The organism is Streptomyces sp. NPDC048664 (assembly GCF_040650555.1).
Classification (GTDB): domain Bacteria; phylum Actinomycetota; class Actinomycetes; order Streptomycetales; family Streptomycetaceae; genus Streptomyces.
Window position 1 is genome coordinate 159,870 of sequence record NZ_JBEZHK010000008.1, and the last position, 16,893, is coordinate 176,762.

At 72.9% G+C, this 16,893-nt stretch carries 15 protein-coding genes and 2 pseudogenes; 11 read left to right on the plus strand and 6 right to left on the minus strand.

The genetic code is table 11. The annotated features are described in order from the left end of the window. Positions 1–148: 148 nt before the first annotated feature. The 7 genes from AB0C59_RS11555 to AB0C59_RS11585 all read left to right on the plus strand — a co-directional run bounded on the left by AB0C59_RS11555 (position 149) and on the right by AB0C59_RS11585 (position 9,047). The gene (locus tag AB0C59_RS11555; protein WP_363003123.1) at positions 149–991 is read left to right on the plus strand and encodes a nitrilase-related carbon-nitrogen hydrolase; all 843 of its coding nucleotides are present in this window, start codon (positions 149–151) and stop codon (positions 989–991) included. Beyond that, positions 988–2,271: an aspartate aminotransferase family protein gene (locus AB0C59_RS11560; protein WP_363003125.1), complete on the plus strand. Its 1,284-nt coding sequence runs from the start codon at positions 988–990 to the stop codon at positions 2,269–2,271. The genes AB0C59_RS11555 and AB0C59_RS11560 overlap by 4 nt, the downstream gene beginning before the upstream one ends. A gap of 59 nt (positions 2,272–2,330) precedes the next feature. Then, positions 2,331–3,881 carry a PucR family transcriptional regulator gene (locus AB0C59_RS11565; RefSeq protein ID WP_363003127.1) on the plus strand — a complete coding sequence of 517 codons (1,551 nt, stop codon included), beginning with the start codon at positions 2,331–2,333 and terminating at the stop codon, positions 3,879–3,881. A 148-nt stretch (positions 3,882–4,029) separates the two neighbouring features. Beyond that, entirely contained in the window at positions 4,030–4,872 is an 843-nt protein-coding gene (locus tag AB0C59_RS11570) for a nitrilase-related carbon-nitrogen hydrolase (RefSeq protein ID WP_363003129.1), read from the plus strand. Positions 4,873–4,948: 76 nt separating this feature from the next. Beyond that, positions 4,949–6,349 carry a dihydropyrimidinase gene (gene hydA / locus AB0C59_RS11575; protein ID WP_363003131.1) on the plus strand — a complete coding sequence of 467 codons (1,401 nt, stop codon included), beginning with the start codon at positions 4,949–4,951 and terminating at the stop codon, positions 6,347–6,349. Between the two features lie 11 nt (positions 6,350–6,360). After that, a complete protein-coding gene (locus AB0C59_RS11580) occupies positions 6,361–7,380 on the plus strand; it encodes a TIGR03842 family LLM class F420-dependent oxidoreductase (RefSeq protein WP_363003133.1) in 1,020 nt (339 codons plus the stop codon). Positions 7,381–7,505: 125 nt separating this feature from the next. Then, positions 7,506–9,047 carry an NCS1 family nucleobase:cation symporter-1 gene (locus AB0C59_RS11585; RefSeq protein ID WP_363003135.1) on the plus strand — a complete coding sequence of 514 codons (1,542 nt, stop codon included), beginning with the start codon at positions 7,506–7,508 and terminating at the stop codon, positions 9,045–9,047. A 67-nt stretch (positions 9,048–9,114) separates the two neighbouring features. On the opposite strand, the gene AB0C59_RS11590 is transcribed toward AB0C59_RS11585, so the two are convergent. Together AB0C59_RS11590 and AB0C59_RS11595 are read right to left on the minus strand one after the other, a co-directional pair. Beyond that, positions 9,115–9,810 carry a hypothetical protein gene (locus AB0C59_RS11590; protein ID WP_363003137.1) on the minus strand — a complete coding sequence of 232 codons (696 nt, stop codon included), beginning with the start codon at positions 9,808–9,810 and terminating at the stop codon, positions 9,115–9,117. Between the two features lie 146 nt (positions 9,811–9,956). Further along, entirely contained in the window at positions 9,957–10,184 is a 228-nt protein-coding gene (locus AB0C59_RS11595; RefSeq protein WP_363003139.1) for a DUF6480 family protein, read from the minus strand. An 80-nt stretch (positions 10,185–10,264) separates the two neighbouring features. Here AB0C59_RS11595 and AB0C59_RS11600 point away from each other — a divergent pair, with 80 nt between their 5' ends. Then, positions 10,265–11,338, plus strand: coding sequence for an enoyl-CoA hydratase/isomerase family protein (locus tag AB0C59_RS11600; protein WP_363003141.1), 1,074 nt, complete (start codon positions 10,265–10,267; stop codon positions 11,336–11,338). A gap of 192 nt (positions 11,339–11,530) precedes the next feature. On the opposite strand, the gene AB0C59_RS11605 is transcribed toward AB0C59_RS11600, so the two are convergent. After that, the gene (locus tag AB0C59_RS11605) at positions 11,531–12,106 is read right to left on the minus strand and encodes a histidine phosphatase family protein (RefSeq protein ID WP_363003143.1); all 576 of its coding nucleotides are present in this window, start codon (positions 12,104–12,106) and stop codon (positions 11,531–11,533) included. 286 nt (positions 12,107–12,392) lie between these two features. On the opposite strand from AB0C59_RS11605, the gene AB0C59_RS11610 reads away from it, so the two are divergent. Then, on the plus strand, positions 12,393–13,202 hold the full coding sequence (locus AB0C59_RS11610) for an Ig-like domain-containing protein (RefSeq protein WP_363003145.1): 810 nt from the start codon (positions 12,393–12,395) through the stop codon (positions 13,200–13,202). A gap of 62 nt (positions 13,203–13,264) precedes the next feature. Here the strand turns inward: AB0C59_RS11610 and AB0C59_RS11615 are convergent, their stop codons facing one another. Continuing rightward, entirely contained in the window at positions 13,265–13,528 is a 264-nt protein-coding gene (locus AB0C59_RS11615) for a hypothetical protein (RefSeq protein ID WP_363003147.1), read from the minus strand. Here AB0C59_RS11615 and AB0C59_RS11620 point away from each other — a divergent pair. After that, positions 13,454–13,915 carry a hypothetical protein gene (locus AB0C59_RS11620; RefSeq protein WP_363003332.1) on the plus strand — a complete coding sequence of 154 codons (462 nt, stop codon included), beginning with the start codon at positions 13,454–13,456 and terminating at the stop codon, positions 13,913–13,915. The genes AB0C59_RS11615 and AB0C59_RS11620 overlap by 75 nt on opposite strands. Positions 13,916–13,991: 76 nt before the next feature. Here the strand turns inward: AB0C59_RS11620 and AB0C59_RS11625 are convergent. Both AB0C59_RS11625 and AB0C59_RS11630 read right to left on the minus strand, forming a co-directional pair. Further along, positions 13,992–14,348 (minus strand): annotated as a pseudogene (locus AB0C59_RS11625) (alcohol dehydrogenase catalytic domain-containing protein); the annotation flags it as partial. Then, a pseudogene (locus tag AB0C59_RS11630) lies at positions 14,345–14,809 on the minus strand (HAD family hydrolase); the annotation flags it as partial. The pseudogenes AB0C59_RS11630 and AB0C59_RS11625, both read right to left, overlap by 4 nt. A 255-nt stretch (positions 14,810–15,064) precedes the next feature. Between AB0C59_RS11630 and AB0C59_RS11635 the strand changes: the two are divergent. Further along, positions 15,065–16,885, plus strand: coding sequence for a gamma-glutamyltransferase (locus AB0C59_RS11635; RefSeq protein ID WP_363003149.1), 1,821 nt, complete (start codon positions 15,065–15,067; stop codon positions 16,883–16,885). The last annotated feature ends 8 nt before the right edge of the window (positions 16,886–16,893 follow it).

The following is a 16,893-nucleotide window of genomic DNA, read 5'->3' on the forward strand; positions in this document are numbered from 1 at the left end:
GCGAAACGTGATCGACTCAGCGGGTTCACGACGATGGTCTTGGCAAGGCTCTCCCGGAGGCTTACGTTCAAGCGTCTACGGCCTGTGTCTACGGGCGTAGAGGCTCTCTGACGTCCCCGCGCGGGGCACCAGGCGAAGGAGCGGCATAATGGCCCACGTCGTACGCGCCGCGCTGGTCCAGGCGACCTGGACCGGCGACAGCGAATCCATGATCGACAAGCATGTGGCGCACGCCCGCGAGGCGGCCCGGCAGGGCGCGAAGATCATCGGATTCCAGGAGGTCTTCAACGCCCCCTACTTCTGCCAGGTGCAGGAGCCGGAGCACTACCGGTGGGCCGAGCCGGTGCCCGACGGCCCCACCGTCACCCGAATGCGGGAACTGGCTCGGGAGACCGGCATGGTGATCGTCGTCCCGGTGTTCGAGGTCGAGCAGTCCGGCTTCTACTACAACACCGCGGCCGTGGTCGACGCGGACGGCACCTACCTCGGCAAGTACCGCAAGCACCACATCCCCCAGGTGAAGGGCTTCTGGGAGAAGTACTACTTCAAGCCGGGCAACATGGGCTGGCCCGTCTTCGACACCGCCGTGGGCAAGGTCGGCGTGTACATCTGCTACGACCGCCACTTCCCGGAAGGCTGGCGCCAACTCGGGCTCAACGGCGCCCAGCTCGTCTACAACCCGTCCGCGACCTCGCGCGGCCTGTCCGCCTACCTGTGGAGACTGGAGCAACCCGCCGCGGCCGTGGCCAACGAGTACTTCGTCGCCGCGATCAACCGCGTGGGCCAGGAGGAGTACGGCGACAACGACTTCTACGGCACGAGCTACTTCGTCGACCCGCGCGGGCGCTTCGTGGGCGACGTCGCCGACGACAAGGACGAGGAACTCCTCGTGCGGGACCTCGACTTCGACCTCATCGACGAGGTGCGGCAGCAGTGGGCGTTCTACCGCGACCGCCGCCCCGACGCCTACGAAGGGCTGGTGACGCCGTGAGCGACCTGTACGCCCGGCACCGGGCCGTCCTGCCCGAGTGGCTGGCGCTGTACTACCAGGACCCGCTGGAGATCACCCACGGCGAGGGCCGCCACGTGTGGGACGCCGACGGGCGCCGCTACCTCGACTTCTTCGGCGGGATCCTCACCACGATGACCGCCCACGCACTCCCCGAGGTCACCAAGGCGATCAGCGAGCAGGCCGGGCGCGTCCTCCACACCTCGACCCTGTACCTCAACCGCCCGATGATCGAACTCGCCGAACGCATCGCCCAGTTGAGTGAGATCCCGGACGCCCGCGTCTTCTTCACCACCTCCGGCACCGAGGCCAACGACACCGCGCTGCTGCTCGCGACCACCCACCGGCGCAGCAACCAGATCCTCGCGATGCGCAACAGCTACCACGGCCGCTCCTTCAGCGCCGTCGGCATCACGGGCAACCGCTCCTGGTCCCCGACCTCGCTGTCCCCGCTCCAGACGCTCTACGTCCACGGAGGTGTCCGCACCCGGGGCCCCTTCGCCCACCTCGGTGACGCCGACTTCATCGCGGCTTGCGTCGAGGACCTCGAGGACCTGCTCGGGCACACCCGCCTCCCGGCCGCCCTGATCGCCGAACCCGTCCAGGGTGTCGGCGGGTTCACCGCCCCGCCCGACGGGCTGTACGCGGCCTTCCGCGACGTGCTCCGCGAGCGCGGCATCCTGTGGATCTCCGACGAGGTCCAGACCGGCTGGGGGCGCACCGGCGACCACTTCTGGGGCTGGCAGGCCCACGGCCGCAGCGGCCCCCCGGACATCCTGACCTTCGCCAAGGGCATCGGCAACGGCATGTCCATCGGCGGGGTCGTCGCCCGCGCCGAGATCATGAACTGCCTGGACGCCAACTCCATCTCCACCTTCGGCGGCACCCAGGTCACCATGGCGGCCGGCCTCGCCAACCTCACCTATCTGCTGGAGCACGACCTCCAGGGCAACGCCCGGCGCGTCGGCGGACTGCTCATCGAACGGCTGCGCGCCGCCGCCGCCCGCACACCCGCCGTCCGGGAGGTGCGCGGGCGTGGACTGATGATCGGCGTCGAACTGGTGCGCCCCGGTACCGACGAGGCCGACCCGGCGGCGGCCGCCGCCGTGCTCGAGGCCGCCCGCGCCGACGGCCTGCTGATCGGCAAGGGCGGCGCCCACGACACCAGCGTGCTGCGGATCGCCCCGCCGCTCACGCTCACCGCCGACGAGGCCGAGGAAGGCGCCGCCATCCTGGCCCGCGCCCTGGCGAGTGTGCACTGACGACCGTAAAACGGCCGTCCACAGGGGTAACGGAGCAAGCTGAGCAAGGGACCACCGCCATGACCACCGCCCAGGAACCCGCCCTGTCGGTCCGCCAGGTCCTCACCCTGGACCGGGTGCTCGCCGGAGAGCCCGAGGTGGTGGCCGGCGCGGGCAACCTGGACCGGCCCGTGCGCTGGGTGCACGTCGCCGAGGCCGCCGACGTCGGGGTGATGCTCGCCGGCGGCGAGATGGTCCTCACCACCGGGGTGCTGCTCGCGGGCGACACGGACCGGCAGGCCGAGTACATCCGCTCCCTGCACCGCGCGGAGGCCGCGGCCGTGGTCCTCGGACTCGGCCGGGCCTTCCCCGCGCCCCCGGAGGTGATGCGCCGGGCCGCCGAGCGCTGCGGGCTGCCCATGGTGGTCCTGCACCGGCCCTTCCCCTTCGCCGAACTCACCGAGGAGGTCCAGTCCCGGCTCGTACGGCGCAAGTTCGCGGCCGTGAGCCTGTCGGAGTCCGTCCGCACCGCGCTGACCGGGCTCATCACCACGGGCGCGCCGCTCCAGCGGCTGCTGGACGAGATCGCCGTGCACGCCGGCTGTCCCGTGGTCCTCACCAACCTCGCCCACCGGGTCCTCGCCACGGCGGGGGAGCGGCCCGCCGTGGACGACGTGCTGCGCGACTGGGAACGCATCGCCCGGCAGGCGGGTGGGACCGAGGGTGACGGCTGGGTCCGCGCGGAACTCGGCGGACGCGGCGAGCGCTGGGGCCGGGTCGTGCTGTGCGGCTTCCGAGGCGACCACGCCATCGGACGGCTCCTCGCCGAACGCGCGGCCGAGGCCCTCGTCCTGCACCGCATGCTCAGCGGCACGACCCACACCTGGGAGGAGCACTCGGCGCAGAGCCTGCTGACCGACCTCGCCTGCGGCGCCCTGCCGGCCCGGCAGCTCCTGCCGCGCGCCCGGGCCGCCGGACTGCCCGTGAACCGCCGCACCTTCGTCCCGCTGGTCGTGCGCGACGGGGACCCCGCCCACCTCGATCGCACCCTGCGGGTGCTGGGCCTGTCCGGGCTCGTCGCCGACCTCGGTGAGGGGGTGACGGCGGTCCTGCTCAGCCTCGCCCGCGACCAGGACGCCGAGGTGCTGACCGCGCACTTCGCCGAGCGCCTCGCCGCGCCCGGCGCGACGGTCGTCGCGGCCGCCGACGCGCGCACCGCCTGGGAGGACGTGCCCGCCGGGCTGCGCGAGGCCCGCCATGTGGCCGACGCCGTCGCCGGCCGCCGCGCCGAGCTGGGCCTGCCGTCCGTCGTCCGCCTCAGGGACGTCCATCTGCGGGGCCTGATCCGGCTGCTGCGCGACGACCCGCACGTCCAGTCCTTCGCCGAACGGGAGCTGGACGGACTGCTGTGCGGCCACGACGCGGAGGCCGAACTGCTGCCCGTGCTGCGCACCTATCTCGCCACCGGCCGCAACAAGTCCCGCACCGCGCAGCTCCACCATGTCAGCCGCCCCGCCCTCTACCGCAGGCTCCAGGCCATACAGTCGCGGCTCGGAGTCGACCTGGACGACTTCGAACAAGCTGCCTCCGTGCACATCGCGCTGCTCGCGCACGACGCCCAACAAGGCTGAAACACCATGGAAAAGCACGGGAAACGCGTGCGCACCGGACAGGGTGACACGGTGGAACGCCCCTCGTGCGCAGACGTGACACGGTGCACCTCAAACCGGCCCGCCGCACTTCCTAGGCTCACCGCACACCGAGCGACCGGAGGTCCCGATGAGCAGAGTGATCCGTGCCGCCGTCTTCCAGACCGCCTGGACGGGCGACAAGGAGTCGATGATCCGGGTGCACGAGCAGGCGGCCCGCGACGCCGCCGCGCAGGGCGCGCAAGTCCTGTGCTTCCAGGAGCTGTTCTACGGGCCGTACTTCTGCCAGGTCCAGGACCCGGCGTTCTACGAGTACGCCGAGCGCATCCCGGACGGCCCCATCGTCAAGCGCTTCCAGGCGCTCGCGAAGGAACTGGGCATCGTGCTCGTCCTGCCCATGTACGAGCAGGAGCAGCCCGGCGTCCTCTACAACACCGCCGCGGTGATCGACGCCGACGGCTCCTACCTCGGCAAGTACCGCAAGACCCACATCCCGCAGGTGCAGGGGTTCTGGGAGAAGTTCTACTTCCGCCCGGGCAACTCCGGCTGGCCCGTCTTCGACACCAAGGTGGGCCGCATCGGCGTCTACATCTGCTACGACCGCCACTTCCCCGAGGGCTGGCGGGCCCTGGGACTGGCGGGCGCCGAGATCGTGTTCAACCCCTCCGCCACCTCGCGCGGCCTGTCCGGCTACCTGTGGCAGCTGGAACAGCCGGCGGCGGCCGTGGCCAACGAGTACTTCGTGGGCGCGATCAACCGGGTGGGCGTGGAGGAACTGGGGGACAACGACTTCTACGGGACGTCGTACTTCGTGGATCCCCAGGCGCAGTTCGTGGGCGAGGTGGCGAGCGACAAGGAGACGGAACTGGTGGTCCGGGACCTGGACCTGGCGAAGCTGGAGGAGGTCCGGGCCCGCTGGCAGTTCTACCGGGACCGCGCCCCGTCGACCTACACCCCCTTGACGGCCCCGTAGCCCGCGCGACCCCGCGCCCCGGCTCTGCGGGGCGCGGGGAGGCGCGCATGTCGGAACCGCGAGAAACCGAGGCAACATGACCCGCACAGTGATCCGCGGCGGCCTAGTGGTCACCGCCTCCGACGAACTCCACGCAGACGTCCTCGTCGAGGACGCCCGGATCGCCGCCCTCGCGGCCACCGGCACCCCCGCCGCCGAGGCCTTCACGGCCGACCGCGTCATCGACGCCACCGGCAGGTACGTGATCCCGGGCGGCGTGGACGCCCACACCCACATGGAACTCCCCTTCGGCGGCACCTTCGCCTCCGACACCTTCGAGACCGGCACCCGCGCCGCCGCCTGGGGCGGCACCACCACGATCGTGGACTTCGCGGTGCAGAGCGTGGGCCACACGCTGCGCGAGGGCCTGGACGCCTGGCACGCCAAGGCGGAGGGCAACTGCGCCGTCGACTACGGCTTCCACATGATCGTCTCCGACGTGAACCAGGAGACGCTCAAGGAGATGGACCTGCTGGTGGAGGAGGGCGTCACCTCCTTCAAGCAGTTCATGGCGTACCCGGGCGTCTTCTACAGCGACGACGGCCAGATCCTGCGGGCCATGCAGCGCTCCGCCGAGAACGGCGGCCTGATCATGATGCACGCCGAGAACGGCATCGCGATCGACGTGCTGGTGGAGCAGGCCCTGGCCCGCGGCGAGACCGACCCGCGCTACCACGGCGAGGTCCGCAAGGCCCTGCTGGAGGCCGAGGCCACCCACCGGGCGATCAAGCTCGCCCAGGTCGCCGGGGCCCCGCTGTACGTCGTGCACGTCTCGGCGCAGGAGGCGGTCGCCGAGCTGGCCAGGGCGCGGGACGAGGGGCTGCCCGTCTTCGGCGAGACCTGCCCGCAGTACCTCTTCCTGTCCACCGACAACCTCGCCGAGCCCGGCTTCGAGGGCGCCAAGTACGTCTGCAGCACCCCGCTGCGGCCCCAGGAGCACCAGGCGGCCCTGTGGAGGGGCCTGCGCACCAACGACCTCCAGGTGGTCTCCACCGACCACTGCCCCTTCTGCTTCGCGGGCCAGAAGGAGCTGGGCCGGGGCGACTTCTCCAAGATCCCCAACGGGCTTCCCGGTGTCGAGAACCGCATGGACCTGCTGCACCAGGCCGTGGTCGACGGGCACATCTCGCGGCGCCGCTGGATCGAGATCGCCTGCGCCTCCCCGGCACGGATGTTCGGCCTCTACCCGAAGAAGGGCACCATCGCCCCGGGCGCGGACGCCGACATCGTCATCTACGACCCGCACGCCGAGCAGGTCATGTCGGCGCGGACCCACCACATGAACGTCGACTACTCGGCCTACGAGGGCAGGCGCACGACCGGCCGGGTCGAGACGGTCCTGTCGCGCGGCGAACCGGTGATCACCGAGCGGGAGTTCACCGGACGCGCGGGACACGGCGTCTACACCCCCCGTTCCACCTGCCAGTACCTCGACTAGGAGTGGCGCACATGCAATTCGGACTCGTCCTGCAGACCGATCCGCCGGCCTCACGGGTCATCAGCCTGATGAAGCGGGCCGAGCGCAACGGGTTCAGCCACGGCTGGACCTTCGACTCCGCCGTCCTGTGGCAGGAACCGTTCGTGATCTACAGTCAGATCCTGGCCAACACCCAGAGGCTGACCGTGGGCCCGATGGTGACCAACCCGGGCACCCGCACCTGGGAGGTGACCGCCTCCACGTTCGCCACGCTCAACGACATGTTCGGCAACCGCACGGTGTGCGGCATCGGCCGCGGCGACTCGGCGATGCGGGTGGCGGGCCGCAAGCCCAACACCCTGGCCCGCATCAGCGACGCCATGAAGGTGATCCGGGCCTTGGGGCGCGGCGAGGAGGCCGACCTCGGTGGCGCCGTGATCAGGTTCCCCTGGGTCAGGCCCGGCGCCGAACTGCCCGTGTGGATGGCCGCGTACGGGCCCAAGGCACTGAAGATGACCGGGGAGGAGGCGGACGGATTCATCCTCCAGCTCTCCGACCTCTACCTCACCGAGTACATGGTCAAAGCCGTCAAGGACGCGGCCGTGGCCGCCGGCCGCGACCCCTCCGACGTCACGATCTGCGTCGCCGCGCCCGCCTACGTCACCGAGGACGACTCGCCCGAGGCCCTGGCCCACGCGCGGGACCAGTGCCGCTGGTTCGGCGGCATGGTCGGCAACCACGTCGCCGACCTCGTCGCCAAGTACGGCGAGCACTCCTCGGCCGTCCCCGAGGAGCTGACCGACTACATCAAGGCCCGCGAAGGCTACGACTACGCGCACCACGGACGCAGCGGCAACCCCGACGCCCAGTTCGTGCCCGACGAGATCGTGGACAGGTTCTGCGTCATCGGCCCCGTGGACAGGCACATCGAGAAGCTGACCGCACTGCGTGACCTCGGCGTCGACCAGTTCGCCCTCTACGACATGCACGACGCCCAGGAAGCCGTGATCGACGCCTACGGCAGCAAGGTCATCCCGGCCCTGGCCGGCTGACCCGTCCTTCCCCCGGTCGTCCCCTTCCCGCTCGCGGCGGGAAGGGGCCAGGGCGCTCACGCGCACCCCCCATCGGCACCGCCACCCGCACGGCCTCCCCGTTCCGTCTCACGATGGGCCCGCCCATGACCGACACCGCCTCCGGGGCCATACCGATGGCCGCACAAGTGACCCGTCCCGACGGGCGCGTGGAGTTCGCGCCCGGCACGCCGCCGCCCGGCGGCCCGTACGCCAACCAGGACCTGCTGCCGGTCCCGGTCGAGAGGCGTACCTGGACCACCTACAACTTCACCGCGCTGTGGGTCGGCATGGCCCACAACACCGCGTCCTGGACCCTCGCCTCCGGTCTGATCGCCGTGGGCATGGACTGGAAACAGGCGGTGTTCACCATCGCCCTGGCCAACCTGATCGTCCTTGTCCCGATGCTGCTCACCGGGCACGCGGGACCCAGGTACGGCATCCCCTTCCCGGTCTTCGCCCGCGCCTCCTTCGGCGTGCGCGGAGCCAACCTGCCGGCCGTCGTACGGGCGTTGGTGGCCTGCGGCTGGTTCGGCATCCAGACCTGGATCGGCGGCGAGGCGATCTACTTCCTCGCCGGCAAGCTCATCGGGGACAGCTGGGCGAACGCCGACCGGGTGGGCGGCTACGCCTGGACCATGTGGCTGTCCTTCGCCGTCTTCTGGGCGATCCAGGTCGCCATCATCTACCGCGGCATGGAGACCATCCGCCGGTTCGAGAACTGGGCCGCGCCCTTCGTGATCGTCGGCGCGCTCGTGATGCTGTGGTGGATGAGCGACAAGGCCGGCGGCTTCGGCCCGCTCTTCGACCAGCCCTCGAAGCTCGGCTGGGGCGGCGGCTTCTGGAAGCTGTTCTGGCCCTCTCTCATGGGCATGATCGGATTCTGGTCCACGCTGTCCCTGAACATCCCGGACTTCACCCGGTACGGGAAGAGCCAGAAGGCGCAGACCTGGGGGCAAGCCCTGGGTCTTCCCACCACCATGACGTTGTTCGCGTTCCTCTCGGTGCTGGTCACCTCGGGTTCGCAGGCGGTGTACGGCAAGCCCGTCTGGGACCCGGTGCAGTTGGCCGCGAAGACCGACAACGTGGTCGGGCTGCTCTACGCGCTGGTGACCGTGCTGGTGGCGACCCTGTCGGTGAACATCGCCGCCAACCTGGTCTCCCCGGCCTTCGACTTCTCCAACGTCGCGCCGCGCAAGGTCAGTTTCCGCACCGGCGCGCTGATCACCTCGGTGCTGGCCGTGGTGATCTGCCCGTGGAAGCTGTACTCCGACCCGCAGGGCTACATCTTCACCTGGCTGGGACTGGTCGGCGGACTGCTCGGCACGGTGGCGGGCATCCTCATCGCCGACTACTGGGTCCTGCGCCGCGCCCACCTGGACCTCACCGACCTCTACCGCGCCGGCGGCCGGTACTGGTACGCGCGAGGCTGGAACTGGCGGGCGGTACTGGCCTTCGTGGTCGGCGGGTTCCTCGCGGTCGGCGGCGCGGACTTCCACCCGCTGTTCGACGGGCGGCCCGTCCCGGCCCTGTCGCCCCTGGCCGACTACGGCTGGGCGGTGGGACTCGGCACCTCCATGGTGCTGTACCTGGCCCTGATGGCGGCGCGCGGCAGGAACCGGACCGGGGACCCGGCGGACGCGCGGTGAGCACGCCGGACACCCGGACGGGGGCGGCCTGACGCACGGCCGGCCGGTCGCAGGACCGGTCGGCCGGTCAGCTCTTGACGCTGCCGGCGGCCTTCAGAGCCGCCGCCGCGTCCTTGGCGGCCTTGATGGCACCCTTGTTGATCTCGTCCGTGCCGGGGGCCTTCTTCGTCTCGAAGTTGCTGCCGTTGTAGGTGATGGACACCAGGGCGTTGGAGAGGCGGACGATCACCACGCCCTCCCGGGTCTGCTGCTTGTCCTCGGTGGCGAGGTCGACGACCGAGTAGGCCGCGTCGCCGAGGCCCGGGACCGCGCCGCCCCCGCTCTTGTCCGTGGTGCGCTGCGTGTACGACTTCTGAGCCAGCGCGTCGGAACCCGTGATCTCGAAGGTGACGTCGAGCCAGCGGTAGTCGAAGCCCTTGAGCGCGTTCCACGAGCAGGTGCGCCGGACGGACTCGTCCGTCGACCGGATCTCCTTGCCGGTGCTCGGGGCGCCCGGGACCAGCGACTTGACCGTGTCCTCGGTGACCCCGCCGCACGGCGCGGGAGCCGTCGCGTACGTCTTGACCGCGGGCGCCGTGGACGGTGAGGCGCCGCTCCCGGTGTCCTCGGTGCCGCCGGTGCTCCGCCCCCCCTGCGCCGCCTTGTGCCCGGTGGCCGGGGCCGCGGCGAGCGGTCCGGTGGACAGCGCCCAGCCCGCCGAGGCGAGCACGACGACCGGCAGCAGGCGCGCGGTCAGGGCGAGCGGCAGGGGAAGAGACTGCACGGGCGCACATTTCGTGGGGGTCGGTGCGGAGTTCGGGTCCACACTGCGGACGGGAAGCCAGTCTCACATGACTGATCGACGGGCGGAAGGGTGAACTCGCTCCGTACCCGCCCGGTGACGCAGGGGCCCCGGTCGCCCGGCCGGCCTCACTGCATGAGGGTGATGGCGTACGCGAGGAAGAACCCGGCCACCATGACCACCATGACGGTGATGACGATCATCGGCGCCGTGGACCAGCCGCGTGCCGTCCGGTAGTCCCCCTGCGGAACCGTCTCGGCGATGCTCCCCTCGGCCGCCGGGGTCTCGCCAGGGGGCACTCCGACCGGTCGCACCCCGGGCACGCCCATCGTGCTCTCCCACCTAATCTGGCTCATGACCGCCACCTACCCGCCTGCCCTGCCCTTAAGCGAATACAAGCGGCAAAATAGAAGAAATCACCCCCGGAGGCTTTCGGATGACCGGCAGTGAAGCTCCCGTCCTGCTGCACACCACCGGGCGTGTCGCCCGCATCACCCTCAACCGCCCGGCCGCGCTCAACGCGCTGACGCGCGAGATGGTGCTCCTCGTGGACGAGGGGCTCACCGCCTGGGAGCGGGACCCCGCCGTGGAGGCCGTCGTCGTCACGGGTGCGGGGGAGCGGGGCCTGTGCGCGGGCGGCGACATACGCGCGGTCCACGACGACGCCCGGGACGGGGACGGCACCACCTCGGCCGCCTTCTGGCGCGACGAGTACCACCTCAACGCCCGTATCGCCCGCTACCCCAAGCCGTACGTCGCACTGATGGACGGGATCGTCATGGGCGGCGGAGTCGGCATCTCCGCGCACGGCCATGTGCGGATCGTCACCGAACGGTCGCGGATCGCCATGCCCGAGACGGGCATCGGGTTCGTCCCCGACGTCGGCGGCACCTATCTGCTCTCCCGCGCGCCGGGCGAGCTCGGCACCCACCTGGGGCTGACCGGGGGGCAGATCGGCGCGGCCGACGCCCAGTTGTGCGGACTCGCCGACCACCACGTGCCCTCCGCCGCGCTTCCGGCGCTCCTCGACGACCTCGCCGACCTGCCGCTGCCGGACGCCCTGTCCCGCCATGTGCGACCCGCCCCGCCCGGCGAACTGGCCGCCGCCCGGCCCTGGATCGACGCCTGCTACGGCGCCGGGACCGTCGAGGAGATCGTGGACCGGCTCCTCGCCCGAGGGCAGGCGGCCGCGAAGGAGACCGCCCAGACCCTGCTCACCAGGTCGCCCACCGCCCTCAAGATCACCCTGGCCGCCCTGCGCCGCGCCCGGCGGCTCGGCACCCTGGACGAGGTCCTGGACCAGGAGTACCGGGTCTCCTGCGCGGCCCTGACCCTGCCCGACCTGGTGGAGGGCGTCCGCGCCCAGATCATCGACAAGGACCGCAGGCCCCGCTGGACCCCGAGCACCCTCGCCGAGGTCACCGACGCCGACGTCCAGCGCTGCTTCGCGCCGCTCGGCGCGCGTGAACTCGGGCTCGCGGGGCCCGGGAACACGGCCGAGGGCGTCTGACCGCGCCGGGGAGACCGGCGCCCCGGGCGGTCCGAGCCAGCCGCCCGCGGCGCCCGCGGTCAAGACGTACGCGACGGCTCCCGCGCCGTGCGGCGGGGTCACCGAGGACACGGTCAAGTCGCTGGTCCCGGGAGCCTCGAGCATCGGCAAGAAGATCCGAGGGCCCGCGGCGCCGGAACCGGGGCGCGGGGCTCAGTCGGACGGACCGAGCACCCGCCCCACCCGCAGGTTCCAGCGGCCGGACCGCCCGCTGATCTCCGTCGCCGCCAGCGGCGGCACGTCGACGTGCCAGAACGCGCTTTCGGGCGCGCCCAGCACCTGCACCACGACCGCCCGGACGACCTCCGGCTCCACCACCGCGACCGTCCTGCCGTCGCTCTCCCCGTCCTCCGCCAGCCACCCGGCGACCCGCCCGCACAGGTCCCGCACCGACTCGCCGCCGTGCGGCGCCGCGTCCGGGTCGGCCATCCACCGCGCCAGTTCCGAGGGTTCGGCGGCGGCCACCTCGTCCAGCGTGCGGCCCCGCCAGCGGCCCACGTCGAGGCCCGCCAGCGCTCGCTCCGCCACGGCGTCCAGGCCGAGCGCCGCCGCCGTCTGGCCGCTGCGCACGCTCGGGGAGACGAAAGCCCGGCCGGGGGCGCGCAGTTGTCCGGCCGCCGCCGCGGCCTGCGCCGCTCCCGCCTCGTCGAGCGGGTCGCCGTCGTCGAACCGCGCCCGCCGCAGCGACGAACTGGACGCGGGTGAGATGAAGATGACACGACAGGTCATACCGTCGCTTCTCCTGTCGCCGCCCTGTGGTGCTCCTGGCCGCCCGCATCCTACGACCGGCCCCCGCGACGGCCGGGAACTGGGCCGGGCGGGTGAGTTCGGGTCGCTGTCGTGGTGACAGCGACCCGTGGGCGCGCGGGGCGGCGCGCCGTCGGGTGCTCCGGGTGCTGTGGTGGTCGTCTCCACCGGGCGCCCGCTCCCCGGTCCGCCGGGTCGCCGCGCGACCGTACGGCGGCCTCCCGCGGGCGGTCGGCAGCCCTGGAGCCGCTTTCGTGAAAGGAATCCGATGGCTCGACAGTTCTCCCCCGGTGGCCCGGACGCCGCGCACGCCGGCCGCCCGCGTCGCGGCACGGCCGCGGCGGCGACGCTGCTGACCATGACCTGCGCGGCCGCCGCCCTGGCCGCCGCGCCCGCGTACGCGCGGGACGACGACTCCGGCCCCTCCCGGCCCGTCCCGTACGAGGCCCCGCAGACGGCCACGACCACCGGCCTCGCCTCGGACCCGAACCCCTCGCGCGCCGGCGAGGAGGTCGTCTTCTCGGCGAAGGTGACGGGATCGGACCCGACGGGCACGGTCACCTTCAACAACGGCGGCACCCCCCTGTGCGACGACCGGCCCCTGGACAGCGAGGGGGTGGCCACCTGCGCCACCAGGAGCCTGGCACCCGGATCGCACGGCATCACCGCCACCTACGGCGGCGACGCCACCAACCTGCCGTCGACCAGCGACGCTCTCACCCAGACCGTCCGGAACGCGGACTCCGAGCTGACGGCGCAGCGAGCCGTGTTCCGCCTGAGCCGCCTGGGCACCCGACTCGACGTCACCGGCCTGTCCGCAACCCTCACCAGTGACGGCACACCCCTGGCCGGGCAGCCCGTCGTCTTCACCGACCGGTCCGGCCGCGTACCCCTGTGCACCGCCACCACGGACGCGAACGGCACCGCCGACTGCGACGCGGTGATCACCCGAGGACCGCTGCACGACGTCTTCCTCGCGCTGGAGCTGGCCGCCCACGGGTACCGGGCCACCTTCGACGGCTCCGCGGACCACGGGCCCGCCACGGCCCGCGGCCCGGTCCGGCCCGCGAGCCGCTGAGGAACCGGGCCGCGGACGGCGCCGCACCCGAACGGCACGGCGGGTGCGGCGCCGTCCGCCGCTCAGTGCGCGGTGACCGCGTACCGGGGCTTCGTGCCGGGGGAGGAGGTCAGCAGGGCGCCGATCTCCTCCAGAGGCACGGGCTCGGCGACGAGATCCTGCCAGGGGAACCGGTCGCGGGTCTCCTCCAGGAAGGCGAGCGCCGCCGTCAGATGCCGGGGTTCGTAGTTGTGCACCCCGACCAGGGACAGATGGCGGCGCACCACGGACTCCGGCCCGAGGGGCACGGGAGCGTCGGGCAGCACGGCCCCGGCCAGGACCGCCACGCCCTGGACGTCGAGGGTGCGCAGGCCCGCCTCCAGCGCGTCCGAGGAGCCGGAGAACTCCAGCAGTACGTCGTGGGGCCCGTTCCCGGCATCGCGGGCTGGACGTCGGTGGCACCGAACCGCCGTGCCAGCTCGCGCCGTTCGGCTGCGGGATCGACCGCCGTCACCGAGGACGCCCCGGCGAAGGCGGCGGCCGCGACGGCGGTGAGTCCGAGCATGCCCGCCCCGACGACCACGACCCGCTTGCCGTCAAGGCGCGGCGCGCGCTCGACCACGGCCATGACCGTCGCCGTGGCACAGGCGGCCGGCGCGGCGAGGGCGTCCGCCAGCCGGTCGCCGACGACGGCGATCGGCATGCCTCGGGGAAGCAGCACATGGCGGGCGTAGCCGCCCGACAGCGGCCAGTCGGAGGCCCACGCCTCGTGACCCGCCTTGCGCACGGTACGGCACTTGGCCGTGATGCCGGCCAGACAGCGGTCGCCCCGCACGGCAGGGTCACCGACCAGATGACACGCTGCCCGAGCCGCAGTTCTTGGCCGTCGACGGCGCGCGCCCCGCCCGCCCCGAACGCGACGATCTCGCCGACGGTCTCGTGGCCCAGGACGGAGGGGCAGGGCTGCACGCGCCGTCCGCCGACCGTGTGCCGGTCGCTGCCGCAGATGGTGGCCAGGCGGACGCGGACGAGGACCTCTCCCGGTCCGAGCGGGGCGACGGGCACCGACTCCAGGGTGATGTCGCCGCCGCCCCGCCACAGGGCCGCGAGGGTGCGTTCGACCCGGCCGGTGGCGGTCTCGGGGCGGTGGTGGGTCGGATGCGTCATGCCGCGCTCGACTCCGTGCTCGATGCCGGGGCGGTCAGGGGCTCCGTGCCGCGCAGCCCGAACAGCGCGGGGAGCGCGGCCACGGACGGCAGGAGATGAGTGTGCCGGTGCCCGCCGAGCTCCACCGCGTCCGCGGCCCCCGACAGCACACCGACGACGTAGGCGGCACCGGAGTTGGTACCGGCTTCGAGGTCGCGCGGGGTGTCGCCCGCGACCAGCACCCGCCGCACGTCGCGCACCCCCAGCCGCTGCATGGCGGTGAAGATCATGAAGGGGGCCGGGCGTCCGGCCGGCACGTCGCTGCCGCAGACGACCGCGTCCGCGACCGCGTCCCCCTCCCAACCCAGCGCGGACAGCAGCGAGTCCACCACGTCACGGTCGAATCCGGTGTTGAGCGCGACCTTGACGCCCGCGGCCCGCAGCGCGGCGAGAGTCTCGGGGACCTGGGGCAGTGGACGCGGGGGATGCGCGGCGTACGCGGCGGTGAGTCGGCCTGGTGCGCGAGCCGCGCGGGCTCGCCCTCGACGACGTCCGCACGGACCTCGTCGGCACACCGGTGGACGCGGTCCCCGTGGTCGAGGGGGCCCAGGCCTGACCCCGGCCCCGCACGCCGGGGATCGAGGCGACCGCGCGCACGGACGGCACGGTGGCGCGATCCCGGCCCGCGCGGCAGGATGCCCGTCGGGCCCCGGCCCTGACGGGAAGGAAGGTGCCCCATGTTCACCACCCGCCCCACCCTCCAGGGCACCTTCGGCATGGTGTCCTCCACCCACTGGCTGGCCTCCCAGTCGGCGATGGCCGTGCTGGAGACCGGCGGCAACGCCTTCGACGCGGCCGTGGCCGGCGCGTTCGTCCTGCACGTGGTCGAGCCGCATCTGAACGGGCCCGCCGGGGAGGTCCCGATCCTCCTCGCCCCCGCGGGCGGCGACGTCCAGGTGCTGTGCGGGCAGGGAGTGGCGCCCGCGGGAGCCACCATCGCCCACTACCGGGGTCTCGGCCTGGATCTCGTACCCGCCACCGGGCCCCTCGCGGCGGCCGTGCCCGGCGCGTTCGACGCCTGGCTGCTCCTGCTGCGCGACCACGGCACGAAGTCCCTCGCCGACGTGCTGACGTACGCCGTGCACTACGCGGAGCACGGACACGCCCCCGTGGAACACGTCGGGGAGACCGTCGAGCGGGTGCGCACGCTGTTCGAGACCGAGTGGACGTCCTCGGCGGCGCTCTACCTGCCCGACGGGAAGGCGCCCGAGCCCGGCACCCTGCTGCGCAATCCCGCGCTCGCCGCCACCTGGCGACGGCTGCTCGCCGAGGTGTCCGGGGCAGGGGACCGCGAGGCCCGGATCGAGGCGGCCCGCCAGGTGTGGCGGACCGGGTTCATCGCCGAGGCCCTCGTCGGGCAGGCGCGGCGGCCCACCCTGGACACCAGCGGCGAACGCCACACCGGCACCCTGACGGCCGCCGACCTCGCCTCCTGGTCCGCCGGCTACGAGGCTCCCGCGACCTACGACTGGAACGGCTGGACCCTGTGCAAGGCGGGCCCCTGGAGCCAGGGCCCCGCCCTGCTCCAGCAACTCGCGCTGCTCCCGGCCGAACTGCCCCGCCACGGCGGCGCGGACTACGTCCATCTGCTGATCGAGGGCTGCAAGCTCGCCATGGCCGACCGGGAGGCCTGGTACGGCGACGCCGCCGAGGTGCCGCTGGAGGAGCTGCTCTCGGACGCGTACAACGCCGGGCGGCGCTCACTCGTGGGCGAGCGGGCGTCCCACGAGCTGCGCCCCGGTTCCCCCGGGGGCCGCCCGCCACGGCTGAGCGCCGCCGCGCGCCGGGCGGACCCCGGCGGCCCCGGCCTTCCGCCGCCCGGCGCGGGGGAGCCGACCACCGCATCGCCGCCCCGGACACCCGGCGGCCCCGGGGTGGCGGCCGACGGGACCACGCGGGGCGACACCTGCCACATCGACGTCGTGGACCGCTGGGGCAACATGGTCGCCGCCACCCCCAGCGGCGGCTGGCTCCAGTCCAACCCCGTCGTGCCCGAGCTCGGATTCCCGCTCGGCACCCGGCTGCAGATGACCTGGCTGGAGGAGGGCCTGCCGGCCTCCCTCACCCCGGGGCGCCGCCCCCGCACCACCCTCTCCCCGTCCCTCGCGCTGCGCGACGGCGAACCCGTGCTGGCCTTCGGGACGCCCGGGGGCGACCAGCAGGACCAGTGGCAGCTGCACTTCTTCCTGGCCGTGGCCCTGCGCCCCCCGGTCCGCGGCGGCCTCGACCTCCAGGGCGCCATCGACGCGCCGAACTGGCACAACGACGCGTTCCCGAGCTCGTTCCACCCCCGCGGCACGCGCCCGGGGAGCGTGACCGTCGAGTCACGCATGGACGGGGCGGTGATCGAGGAACTACGACAGCGCGGCCACCACGTCACGGTGGGCGAGCCGTGGTCGGAGGGCCGCCTGTGCGCGGTCGCCAGAACCCCCGGGACCGGCCTCCTGTCCGCCGCGGCGAACCCGCGGGGCATGCAGGGCTACGCGGTGGGCCGCTGACACGCGAC